General features: G+C 66.4%; 13 protein-coding genes. 8 read left to right on the top strand and 5 right to left on the bottom strand.

Annotated features, from left to right (window positions below; genetic code table 11):
• Positions 1-146: 146 nt before the first annotated feature.
• On the bottom strand, positions 147-566 hold the full coding sequence (locus tag R1L06_RS18140) for a hypothetical protein (protein WP_317218391.1): 420 nt from the start codon (positions 564-566) through the stop codon (positions 147-149).
• Between the two features lie 122 nt (positions 567-688).
• Here R1L06_RS18140 and sufT point away from each other — a divergent pair, with 122 nt between their 5' ends.
• The 6 genes from sufT (at position 689) to R1L06_RS18110 (ending at position 6,699) form a co-directional block, all read left to right on the top strand.
• Positions 689-1,240, top strand: coding sequence for a putative Fe-S cluster assembly protein SufT (sufT, locus tag R1L06_RS18135; protein WP_005415385.1), 552 nt, complete (start codon positions 689-691; stop codon positions 1,238-1,240).
• A 59-nt stretch (positions 1,241-1,299) separates the two neighbouring features.
• Positions 1,300-2,394, top strand: coding sequence for a branched-chain amino acid aminotransferase (locus tag R1L06_RS18130; protein WP_317218390.1), 1,095 nt, complete (start codon positions 1,300-1,302; stop codon positions 2,392-2,394).
• Positions 2,395-2,568: 174 nt separating this feature from the next.
• Positions 2,569-3,225, top strand: a complete 657-nt coding sequence (locus R1L06_RS18125) for a hypothetical protein (protein ID WP_317218389.1) — start codon at positions 2,569-2,571, stop codon at positions 3,223-3,225.
• Complete coding sequence (locus R1L06_RS18120) at positions 3,222-3,557, top strand: transcriptional regulator (RefSeq protein ID WP_012510131.1); 336 nt, start codon at positions 3,222-3,224, stop codon at positions 3,555-3,557. Before R1L06_RS18125 ends, R1L06_RS18120 begins: the two co-directional genes overlap by 4 nt.
• 1 nt (position 3,558) lies before the next feature.
• The gene (locus R1L06_RS18115) at positions 3,559-4,581 is read left to right on the top strand and encodes a M23 family metallopeptidase (RefSeq protein WP_317218388.1); all 1,023 of its coding nucleotides are present in this window, start codon (positions 3,559-3,561) and stop codon (positions 4,579-4,581) included.
• A 378-nt stretch (positions 4,582-4,959) separates the two neighbouring features.
• Positions 4,960-6,699 (top strand): S8 family peptidase, encoded by a 1,740-nt coding sequence (locus tag R1L06_RS18110; RefSeq protein ID WP_004144921.1) that lies wholly within the window; start codon positions 4,960-4,962, stop codon positions 6,697-6,699.
• A gap of 120 nt (positions 6,700-6,819) precedes the next feature.
• On the opposite strand, the gene R1L06_RS18105 is transcribed toward R1L06_RS18110, so the two are convergent.
• From R1L06_RS18105 to wrbA, 3 genes are all read right to left on the bottom strand, one after another.
• Positions 6,820-7,305: an asparaginase domain-containing protein gene (locus tag R1L06_RS18105; RefSeq protein WP_032130424.1), complete on the bottom strand. Its 486-nt coding sequence runs from the start codon at positions 7,303-7,305 to the stop codon at positions 6,820-6,822.
• Between the two features lie 79 nt (positions 7,306-7,384).
• The gene (locus R1L06_RS18100; protein ID WP_049422884.1) at positions 7,385-7,720 is read right to left on the bottom strand and encodes a DUF2069 domain-containing protein; all 336 of its coding nucleotides are present in this window, start codon (positions 7,718-7,720) and stop codon (positions 7,385-7,387) included.
• The gene (gene wrbA / locus R1L06_RS18095) at positions 7,717-8,310 is read right to left on the bottom strand and encodes an NAD(P)H:quinone oxidoreductase (protein ID WP_012510135.1); all 594 of its coding nucleotides are present in this window, start codon (positions 8,308-8,310) and stop codon (positions 7,717-7,719) included. The genes R1L06_RS18100 and wrbA overlap by 4 nt, the downstream gene beginning before the upstream one ends.
• Positions 8,311-8,387: 77 nt before the next feature.
• On the opposite strand from wrbA, the gene R1L06_RS18090 reads away from it, so the two are divergent.
• Together R1L06_RS18090 and R1L06_RS18085 are read left to right on the top strand one after the other, a co-directional pair.
• A complete protein-coding gene (locus R1L06_RS18090; protein WP_032130426.1) occupies positions 8,388-9,662 on the top strand; it encodes a YihY family inner membrane protein in 1,275 nt (424 codons plus the stop codon).
• Entirely contained in the window at positions 9,659-10,228 is a 570-nt protein-coding gene (locus R1L06_RS18085; protein WP_317218387.1) for a TlpA family protein disulfide reductase, read from the top strand. Before R1L06_RS18090 ends, R1L06_RS18085 begins: the two co-directional genes overlap by 4 nt.
• Positions 10,229-10,459: 231 nt before the next feature.
• Here R1L06_RS18085 and R1L06_RS18080 read toward each other — a convergent pair whose 3' ends face one another.
• Entirely contained in the window at positions 10,460-11,374 is a 915-nt protein-coding gene (locus tag R1L06_RS18080; RefSeq protein WP_317218386.1) for an IS110 family RNA-guided transposase, read from the bottom strand.
• Between the last annotated feature and the right edge of the window lie 226 nt (positions 11,375-11,600).

The following is an 11,600-nucleotide window of genomic DNA, read 5'->3' as shown; positions in this document are numbered from 1 at the left end:
TCGGGTAGGTGCGGACCTTGGTCCGCACGCTTCTGCCGGCCAGCGGCCGGCACTACCGAATCCATGCGTGGTGGTTGCGTCGGGTAGGTGCGGACCTTGGTCCGCACGCTTCTGCCGGCCAGCGGCCGGCACTACCTGCCGGTGGGTCAGCGCGCCAGCCAGGCGCCCACGGCCACGCCCAGGGCCAGCCAAAGCCATTCCATCGCGCCATTGGTGAGGGTGATCAGGGTCCAGGCCAGGTGCGGGCCCATCCGCAGGGTGGCGTCCCACAGGTCCAGCCCGATCGAGCCGCCCATCCACGCGCTGGCGATGGCCCAGTTGGCCACGGCCGCCACCAGCACGGTGCCCAGCACGACCAGGGCGATGCGCAGCCGGCCCGGGCCCAGCGTGCCCATGCGCAGCATGAACACCAGTTCCAGGGCGGTCAGTACCGCCATCCAGCCGACCTGCCGGCCGGTCATCAGCGCCAGCATCATCCAGGCGAGGGGAGCAACAAGCAGACCCAGCAACAGCATGATGGGCCAGAGCCAGGTCACGGTCCTGGCACGCGCGGCATTGGAGGACATCGAAGCTCCCTGAAGATCACCCACAGGATACTGTGGTTTGCCGCAGTGCACCGGCGGCGGCAGGGCGGCTGGGCTAGAATGCCGTCTTGCGTGGCCTTGGCCACGGCCCCATATCGGTCCCCATGTATTCCCGTAGCAGCGAACCTGTCCACTTCGAACGCGATTGCGAGGCCGTGATGGTCCCGCAGGGCGACACCGTGACCCTGCCCGCCGGCAGCTATGGGTACATCACCCAGGCGCTGGGCGGCAGTTATTCGGTGTTCGTCGAGGGCAACCTGTTCCGCATCGCCGGCAAGGACGGCGACGCCATCGGCAAGGAGGCACCGGCACCGCTCGAGCTGCCGGCTGACGCCACCGATGAACAGGTGGAACAGCTGGTGTGGCAGCAGCTGCGCACCTGCTTTGATCCGGAAATTCCGGTGAACATCGTCGAACTGGGCCTGGTCTACGAGGTCGAGATCAAGCACCTGGACGAAGGCAAGCGCGAGATCGACGTGAAGATGACCCTGACCGCACCGGGCTGCGGCATGGGCGAGATCCTGGTCGACGACGTGCGCAGCAAGCTCGAAATGATTCCGACGGTGGCCGAGGCCGACGTCGACCTGGTGTTCGACCCGCCGTGGAACCAGCACATGATGTCCGAGGCGGCCCGGCTCGAGACCGGCATGCTTTGACCCACGGCCCGCAGTGACGCGGGCCGGGCATTACCCGCAACCAGAACAGGAAATCTCCGGTGTCCCAGTCCATTCCCAGCTTCGCCGTCACCCGTTCGGACCACCCGCGCAGCGCTGAAGAGCGCGCCCAGATCCTGGAGAAGCCGGGTTTCGGCCTGCACTTCACCGACCACATGGTGGAAGTGCGCTGGGACAAGGACACCGGCTGGCACAACGCCAACGTGCGCGCCTATGGCCCGCTGCAGCTGGACCCGGCCGCGGCCGTGCTGCACTACGGCCAGGAAATCTTCGAGGGCATCAAGGCCTACCGCCATGCCGACGGTTCGATCTGGACCTTCCGCCCGGATGCCAACGGCCGTCGCCTGCAGCGTTCGGCGCAGCGCCTGGCGCTGCCGGAACTGCCGGTGGAGATCTTCGTCGAATCGCTGAAGCAGCTGATCGCCGTCGACAGCGCCTGGGTGCCGTCGGCCGATGAGTCGAGCCTGTACTTCCGTCCGTTCATGATCGGCGACGAAGCTTTCCTCGGCGTGCGCGGCGCGCACAAGGCCGGCTACTACGTGATCGCCAGCCCGGCCGGCCCGTACTTCGCCAAGGGCGTCGCCCCGGTGTCGATCTGGCTGTCGACCGAATACGCACGTGCGGCCAAGGGTGGCACCGGTGCCGCCAAGTGCGGTGGCAACTACGCCGCCTCGCTGCTGCCGCAGCAGAAGGCACAGGCACAGGGTTGCTCGCAGGTGCTGTTCCTCGACCCGGTCGAGGGCAAGTACCTGGAAGAACTGGGTGGCATGAACGTGTTCCTGGTCTACAAGGACGGCACCCTGGTCACCCCGCAGCTGTCCGGCAGCATCCTCGAAGGCATCACCCGCGAGAGCATCCTGCAGCTGGCCCGCGACCGCGGCATGAAGGTCGAAGAGCGCAAGGTCACCATCGACGAGTGGAAGCAGGGCGTGGCCTCGGGCGAGATCGCCGAAGTGTTCGCCTGCGGTACCGCTGCGGTGGTCACCCCGATCGGCCAGCTGAAGGGCGAAGGCTTCTCGGTGGGCGACATCAACGCACCGGCCGGCGAAGTGACCATGTCGCTGCGCAAGGAACTGACCGACATCCAGTACGGCCGCCTGCCGGACCGCCACAACTGGCTGGTCAAGCTGGGCTGATCGCCCGCGTTGAACCGGTAGCGCCGGGCCATGCCCGGCGGCGCTTCTTGAAAGCCCGTCCCAGTGACGGGCTTTCTGCGTTGTGGGCCCGCCCGTCGACCGCAGCAGGCGGGCGCTTGACGCAAATAGGTTTGCACTGCAAACTAAATTCAAGCGACCCCGATGGAGCGTGTCATGCAGCAGCCGTCCGTCATTGATCCTTCCTCGCGCCTGCAGGCGCTGACCCGTGAATATTCGCGGTACTCGCGAAGTGCCGGGGGCCTGTCGGCGATGGCAGGCGGCATTGCCTGCCTGGCCTCGTTCCTTGCCGGCGCGCTGCTGCCGACCACCCTGGCGCTGCGCATCGTGCTGATTGCCGTGCCGGTGCTGTGGATCGTCGGCAAGCAATGGCTGGCACGCCGTTACTACCAGCGGCTGGGCCAGGTCGAGGAGCAGGTCACGCCGGCCGAGCGCAATTTCCAGCGCTTCTTCATTGCCTTCACCGCGCTGGTAAGCGTGCTGGTGATCGGCAGCGTGCTGACCCGGCTGGCGCCGATGGGCGAGCTGCCCTGGGACCTGCGCGCCATCGGTTACCTGGCCGTGGTGGCGCTGCTGCCCTGGGTGGTGTGGCGCTGGCTGCGTACACCGCTGGAGTTCATCGTGGGCGTGTTCCTGTTGTGCCAGGCCGCGCTGGCCTTCACCGGGCAGACGTATGGCTTCGGCCCGAGCACGGCGGTGTTCCCGCTGGCATCCGTCGCACTGATCGTGGTCGGCTGGCGTGACCACCAGCGCTTCCACCGGCTGCAGGTAGAGATGCGCGCGTTCATGGCGGTGCGGACGAACGCCGAATGACCCAGCTGCCTGACTCCAGAGCGCTGCTCCAGCTCGACCGCTTGATCCACGAGCCGGCACGCCTGCTGATCCTGTCGATCCTGGCAGGTGCCGAATCCGCCGAGTTCGGTTTTGTCGAACATCTCAGCGGGTTGAGCAAGGGCAACCTGTCCAGCCATCTGAGCAAGCTGGAGGCTGCTGGACTGGTCGCCATCGACAAGTCGTTCCGCGGCAAGCGCCCGCTGACCACCCTGCAGTTGACGCCGATGGGCCGCACTGCCCTGGCCGAGTACCGCACACAGCTGGCGGCGATCGTTGCCGGCATTCCCGATCCGGATCGAAAGGACGCCTGACATGACATTGCTCCCGCGCCTGTTTGCAGTTCTGGTTGTTTCCTTCTCTGCCCTCATCGGCGCGGCTGCGGCTGCAGATCCGCGCCAACAGGGAGCTGCGCTGACCACGCAGTTCTACGAAGGGCACATCGACGCACTGTGGGAACGGATGACGCCGCAGATGCAGGCGGGGCTGCAGTCCCCGCAGAACCTGGTGGCGCTGCGCGAGCAGGTGCTGGCGGGCTGGGGCGCAGAAACCGAGCTGGTCAGTGAGAAGGTCGAGAAGGTTGATGGATTCGACACCTATCTGCGGCAGGCGCGCTTCGCCAGGAGCCCGGACCTGATCCAGGTGCTGTGGGCCATCGATGCCGACGGGCGGATTGGCGGCTTCTACATCCGCCCGCTACAGACCACGCCGCCGCAGGCCGCAGCGAGCGGGTTCCTCGACTACCAGACCCGCACACGGCTGCAACTGCCGTTCGACGATGAGTACTTCGTGTTCTGGGGCGGGCGCAGTGTCGAACAGAACTACCATGCGGCCCATGCCGGCCAGCGCTTCGCGCTGGATCTGCTGGTGGTCCGCGATGGCCGGTCGCACCGTGGCGATGGCCTGCGCAACGATGATTACTACTGCTTCGGTCGCCCGATCCTCGCGCCCGCCGACGGCACGGTGGTGGAGGTGATCGAGGGTGTCGCCGACAACGTGCCGGGCCAGATGAATGCCGCCCAGCTCACCGGCAACCGCGTCATCCTCGACCACGGCAACGAGGAATACTCGGTGCTGGCGCACCTGCGCCAGGGCAGTGTGCGTGTGGCGCAGGGACAGGCTGTCCGCAGCGGCGCGCACCTCGGTGACTGTGGCAACAGCGGCAACTCCTCCGAGCCGCACCTGCACTACCAGCTGCAGGCCGGGCCCGTGTTCGGTGTCGGCGAAGCGCTCCCGGCACAGTTCTCCGGTTATGTGGCCGATGACCAGCCAGTTGCACGCGGCGAGCCGGTCAAAGGTCAGCGGATCCGGCCGGCGCGCCTCCCGCAGGCAAAGTAGTCAGCGCGTCCGACGCGATGGGCAGGCACGCCGCGGGCACGCTGCGCCGTCGTTGGTGTCAGCAGTGGACGCCGATGTCGGCAAAGTCATCGCAGGACACGTGATGACCCAGTCAGGTGCGTGCAGGGCAGGAGAAAGTTCCTTCACCTTCACAAACCCTCGACCCGAAAAGTCTCAGAACGAATATTTCATCTTGCTGAAAAGACGCTGAAAATCTTGTGGTGTCCGGTTTTGGTCATTAGCGTCATCTGCACGGCGGATCGTTAGGGGGATCCGCTGGCTCGCCGGACTTCGAACCTCGCCAACGCAAGCCAGCCCAGGGTTCGGGCCGGTGCTTCTGCCGATTCCGGCATTCACACCACAAGAAAGGGAAATACGATGTCCCAGGTAACGCAACCGCGTGTGCGTCGAGTGTGGGTGGTCCTTGGTGCGTCCGTTCTGTCATCGCTGCTGCTGGCCACGCCTGCGCTGGCCGGTGATGTCCAGCTCAGCGGCCTGCAGTCCGCACAGACCCACCAGCGTTTCATCGTGAAGTACCGCGACGGCAGCGCGCCGGTGGCCAACACCACCGCACTGGCCTCTTCGCTGAAGAGTGCCGCCGCCGGCCTGGCCAGCAGCCAGGGCCGCGCGCTGGGCCTGCAGCAGGTCCGCAAGCTGGCCGTCGGCCCGACCCTGGTCAAGACCGATCGTCCGCTCGACCAGGCCGAATCCGAGCAGCTGATGCGCAAGCTGGCCGCCGACCCGAACGTGGAATACGTTGAAGTCGACCAGATCATGCGTGCCACGCTGACCCCGAACGACACCCGCTTCAGCGAGCAATGGGGCTTCGGCACCTCCAATGCCGGCATCAACATCCGGCCGGCCTGGGACAAGGCCACCGGCACCGGTGTGGTCGTGGCGGTGATCGACACCGGCATCACCAATCACGCCGACCTCAATGCCAACATCCTGCCGGGCTACGACTTCATCAGTGATGCGGCGATGGCGCGCGACGGCAACGGCCGCGACAACAACCCGAACGATGAGGGCGACTGGTACGGCGACAACGAGTGCCAGGCGGGCTACCCGGGTTCGAACTCCAGCTGGCACGGCACCCACGTGGCCGGCACGGTAGCGGCGGTGACCAACAACAGCACCGGCGTGGCAGGTACTGCGTTCAACGCCAAGGTCGTGCCGGTGCGCGTGCTCGGCAAGTGCGGCGGTTACACCTCCGACATTGCCGACGCGATCGTGTGGGCGTCCGGCGGCAGCGTCAGCGGCGTGCCGGCCAATGCCAATCCGGCCGAGGTCATCAACCTCTCGCTGGGCGGCGGCGGCAGCTGCTCGACCACCTACCAGAACGCGATCAATGGCGCTGTCGGGCGTGGCACCACCGTGGTGGTCGCCGCCGGCAACAGCAACACCAACGTGTCCTCGTCGGTGCCGGCCAACTGCCCGAACGTGATCGCAGTGGCGGCCACCACCTCGGCCGGTGCGCGTGCCAGCTTCTCCAACTATGGCAACGGCATCGACATCTCGGCACCGGGCCAGGGCATCCTGTCCACCCTCAACAGCGGCACCACCACCCCGGGCAGTGCCAGCTACGCTTCGTACAACGGCACCTCGATGGCGGCACCGCACGTGGCCGGCGTGGTCGCGCTGATGCAGTCCGTAGCCCCGAGCCCGCTGAGCCCGGCGCAGGTGGAGAGCATCATCAAGAGCACTGCACGTCCGCTGCCGGGCGCCTGCTCGGGCGGCTGCGGCGCCGGCATCATCGACGCCGACGCGGCCGTGGCTGCGGCGATCAACGGTGGCGGCCCGAACCCGGGTGGCAACGTCCTACAGAACAACGTTCCGGTCACCGGCCTCGGCGCTGCCAGCGGCGCTTCGCTGAGTTACACCGTGAACGTTCCGGCCGGCAGCACCCAGCTGCGCGTGGCGATCAGTGGCGGCAGCGGTGATGCCGACCTGTACGTGCGCCAGGGCAGTGCCCCGACCGATACCGCCTACACCTGCCGCCCGTACCTGAGCGGCAACAGCGAGACCTGCACCATCAACAGTCCGGCTGCCGGCACGTGGTATGTGCGGGTGAAGGCCTACAGCACCTTCTCGGGCCTGACTCTCAACGCCCAGTACTGAGCCCAAGCCCCTCTCCATGGGCACGCCCCGGCTCCGGCCGGGGCGTTTTTGCATGGGGACGCGTGGTGATGCGAGCCGCCGCGTCGTGGTAGGTGCCGACCTTGGTCGGCACGCTGTTCCTCAGACCGATTCGAAGCGGTTCGCGGCCACGTTCTTGCGCACGTGCTGCGGGTCGAAAATCCGCCCGTTCATCGCGATGTACACGCCGCTCGGCAGCGACTGCACCGCACCGATCGCGCAGCCGATGTTGAACTCCGCATCCGAGCCGCGGAAACGCGCCGGGCTCAGCGCGCCGGTCATCACGATGGTCTTGTCCGGGATCGTCGCCAGCACCTGGCCGGTCTGCACCATCGAATCGGTGCCGTGGGTCACCAGCACGTGGCGGGTCGGCTGCGCGGCGATGGTGGCGCGGATCAGCTCGCGGTCCTCATCGTTGATGTGCAGCGAATCCTTGCGCAGGATCGGAATCACGTTGAAGCGGAACGTCACGCCCAGCTCGCGCAGGATCATGCCGATCTGGGGGTCGCCGATCTGGTAGTCCGACTTGTCGTCGAAGTAGATCTTGTCGATCGTGCCACCGGTGGTGACGACCAGGAGCTCTTCCATCATGTGCATGCGCGAAACCAGGACAGGTGCAGCGGCGCGGGGCCAGGAACACAGATGATACGGCCCGGCGGCCGCAGCGTCAGCGTCGCTTGCCGAAGCGGGCGCGCAGCCCGGGGAGGCTGGCGCTGAAGATCACCAGCAGGGCCAGCGCGATCTCGATCAGCGCCAGCCAGCGTGTTTCCGGGTGGCTCCAGGCACTCATCACCCCGTGGCTGAACCAGCCCAGGGCCAGCACCGAGGCCCAGAAACCGGCCTTGCGCCAGCCCAGTCGCAGGGCAACGGCCAACGCCAGCGGCGGCGCGGTGAACACCAGCTGGGTGGCCAGCCAGTGCTTGTCATTGATGAACCAGCCGGCGAACAGCGCGGCCAGCCCCATCAGGGCCAGCAGCAGGGCCGTGCGCGGCGCGGCGCTCATCGGGCCAACCGCTGCGCGATGTCGGCCACCCGGCGGCCCAGCGCGCGCGCCAGCACGGCTTCATCGTCGGTCGGCTGCGGGTCGTCGGCGGCGCCGGCGACGTGGCTGGCGCCATACGGCGTGCCGCCACTGGTGGTGTGACTCAGCGCCGGTTCGGTGAACGGGATGCCGACGATCACGCAGCCATGGTGCAGCAACGGCACCTGCATCGACAGCAGGGTCGATTCCTGGCCGCCATGCATCGAGGCGGTGGAGGTGAATACGCCGGCCGGCTTGCCGGAGAGAGTGCCGTTGACCCATTCGGCGCCGAGCCCGTCCAGGAAATGCTTGACCGGCGCCGCCATGTTGCCGAAGCGGGTGGGGCTGCCAAGCAGCAGGCCCTGGCATTCGACCAGGTCCTGCACGCTCACGTAGGGGGCACCATCGTCGGGGACCGGAGGTTGTGCGGTCTGGGTCACGGCGGCCACCGGCGGCACTGTGCGCAGGCGCGCGGTCATGCCCGGCACTTCGCCGATGCCCCGCGCGATCTGGCGCGCCAGCCGTGCCACTGAACCGCCCCGGCTGTAGTACAGCACCAGAATCTCGCCCATCGTGACCGCTTCTCCTCGTCGTGTGGCCACCAGTATGGCTATCCTGCGAACATTCCGCATCGGGTACCCTTTCGCCGATGGAACCTTTGGATACGCTCAACCTGTGGATGGAGCGCGCGCGGGATCGCGCACGCGCCATCAGCTTCGGCCGCTTCCTGTGGCATCGCTTCCTCGACGACCGCCTGTTCCAGGCAGCGGCGGCGCTGGCCTACACCACGGTGTTCGCGCTGGTGCCGCTGGCCATCGTGGTGTTCGGCGTGCTCTCGGCCTTCCCTGTCTTCGACCGCTGGAGTGACCAGCTCAGCGATTACGTCTTCTCCAACTTCGTGCCCAACGCCGCGCGTGCGGCGGAGGGCTACCTGCGGCAGTTCTCGGCCAGTGCCGGCCAGCTCACCGCCGCCGGCTTCATCGCACTGGTGGTCTCGTTGCTGATCACCCTCAACAGCGTTGAAGAGACCTTCAACCAGATCTGGCGGGTCGGCTCGACCCGGCCCAAGCTGACCCGCTTCCTGGTCTACTGGACCGTGCTGACCCTGGGCGCAATGCTCGCTGCCGCTTCGCTGGCGGTGTCGGCGCGGGTGTTCGCGATGCCACTGTTCGGCACCCAGGAGGGCCGCTGGCTGGCCGAGTTCGCGCTGCGGCTGGCGCCGATCCTGATCGAGTTCGTCTGCATCACGCTGATGTTCCGGGTGGTGCCGCACCACACCGTGAAATGGCGGCACGCGGTGCCCGGCGCGATTCTCGCGGCGGTCATCCTGGAACTGGTGAAGTGGGGCATCGGCGCCTACCTGGGCAGCTTCCAGTCCTACCAGAAGCTCTACGGCACGGTCGCCTTCGTGCCGATCCTGCTGCTGTGGATCTACCTGTGCTGGGTGGCGGTGCTGCTGGGCGCGTCGCTGTCCTCGTCGATGGCCGCCTTCCGCTACCAGCCGGTGGAACTGCGCCTGCCGCAGGGCTACGAGTTCTATGGCCTGCTGCGCCTGCTCGGCCGCTTCCACCATGCCCGAGCCAAGGGCAAGGGCCTGGCCGATGATGAAATCCTGCGGCTGGAGCCGATGCTGACCGATTCGCTGCTGCAGGACCTGGCCTGCAACCTGCAGGAGATCGGCCTGCTGCGCCGCGATGAACGTGGCGAATGGCTGCTCTCGCGCGACCTGGACCAGGTCAGCCTGGCCGATCTGTACGAATGTACCCAGCTGCGCATTCCGGTAGCCGAGCAGCATCTGCCATACCGCGACGACACACTGGGCCGTGCTGCGCTGGCGGCACTGGACGATCTGCGACTGCCCCTGCGCGAACGCCTCAAGCGCAAGGTCAGCGATATCTACACCGATTCCGGAGACATGCCATGACCCGCAAGACCCCGTTGCTGCTCCCGCTGGCCCTGTTGCTGGCGCTGTCGGCCTGCAAACCGGCCCAGGAGCCGACCCCCGCCAGCAGCCAGCCGCCAGCACAGGCACCGACGCCGACCACACCGGCACCGGTCGAAGAGACCCCGGCCGAGCGCACCACTGCCGAGTTCCCGACGCTGAGGATGAAGGCGGTGGATGGCAGCGACTACGACCTGGCCGCGCACCGCGGCAAGTGGGTGATCGTGAATTTCTGGGCGACCTGGTGTGCCCCGTGCCGCAAGGAGATGCCGGAGCTGTCGGCGCTGCATGCGATGCGCAGCAACATCGAGGTGGTTGGCCTGGCCTATGAGGATATCGAGGTGCCGGAGATGCAGTCGTTCCTGACCAAGCACCCGGTGACCTATCCGATCGTGATCGTGGACCCGTTCGATCCGCCGGCGGACTTCGCCACGCCGCGAGGCCTGCCGTTGACGCATCTGCTGAATCCGCAGGGCAAGCTGGCGCACACCTTCCTCGGCCCAGTGACGGCCGCCGACATCGAAAAGCAGATCGCCAGCGCAAAGTAGGGGTTATCGGCAGGGCTGCGCCCTGCACCCGCCGAAACATTCAAGCAACGGCAACAGCAACAGCCAAAGCGCGATTTCCGTGTGGTGGCGGGGCGGTGTCGGAGTGCGGGGACGCCGCAAGTACGTCCCTGTAGCAACTGTGTTGCTGGAGAGTCTCAGGCCCGTCAGGTAAACGGGCACGGTAGTGCCGGCCGCTGGCCGGCAGCCTTTGGTCTTTCGCCCTGGCTCGCCTCAGGCGGGGACTAGCCCGCTTTCAGCGTCGCGCACACGGGCGTTGAGGATGACCAGCATCTTCCGCATCACTGCCACGATGGCCACCTTGCCTTCCTTGCCGCGGGCTCGTAGCGACTGGTAAAAATCGCGCAGCCGAGGTTCATGCCGCATGGCCGACATTGCCGCCATGTAGAGCACTTGCCGGATTTCGGCTCTTCCACCGTGGATGCTTCGTTTTCCTCTCATCGTGCCGCTGTCGTGGGACATCGGGGCTACCCCGACCAGGCTGGCGATGCGCTTGCCAGTGATCCTGCCAAGCTCTGGCAGATAGCTGGCTAGAACTGCCTGCAGCACAGGCCCTACGCCCTTCATCGACTTCAGCATCTTCAGTTGAGGCTGCTGACCAACCTGCTCGACGATCTGCTTGCCCAGACGCTCAACCAACGTTTGTAGGCGGGTGATGTTTCCCTGCAGTAGTCGGCGCAGTTCACGATCAAGCACCATTTCCTGCTGCTGCCGCGCGATGGTCAGGGCGCCTATCGCCTGCCGACGTGCCCGAACGAACTCCCGCATCTTCTGCTGCCAAGACTGCAGCGGCTGATAGGGAGGCAGCTTCACAAGGGCGGCCATCTGCGCCAACGCGTAGGCATCCAAACGGTCGGTTTTGGCAATCTGACCCAACCCCTGAGCCAGTTTCCGGGCGCGCAAGGCATTGGCACGGGCCACCGGATGACCGGCCTTGTGCAGGAAATCCAGCACCGGCTGCTCATAGCCACCCGTGGCTTCAAGCACGATCTGGCGGGTCGGACGCTTCTTCAGCCAAACATCCAGCTCAGAAAACCCGGAGCGGTTGTTGCTGACCTGCAGGGTTTCTCCGTCCGTCGTACCGATATCCAGCTGACGCTTGCTGACATCAATCCCGATCCCGTTCATCACCTGACTCCGTATAGTCTGGAAGGGTCGAGAGCTCCCCCGCTTGCCCAGTCTTATCGCTTCGAGTGGTCGCTCTAGCAACTGTTCGGGCGGATCAAGGGAGATTCCGGCGTGGGCGCCAAGCTACATGGCGATCGTCGCGATCCTGGTTACGGATCGTCGAGATCTAGGCTCGCACGGCGGCCCACGCCGGCTCTCGACGCCTACGCTGCCAGATTCCGATCAG

The organism is Stenotrophomonas mexicanensis (assembly GCF_032911605.1).
GTDB lineage: Bacteria > Pseudomonadota > Gammaproteobacteria > Xanthomonadales > Xanthomonadaceae > Stenotrophomonas > Stenotrophomonas maltophilia_A.
This window is presented reverse-complemented; position numbering and strand designations above follow the sequence as displayed.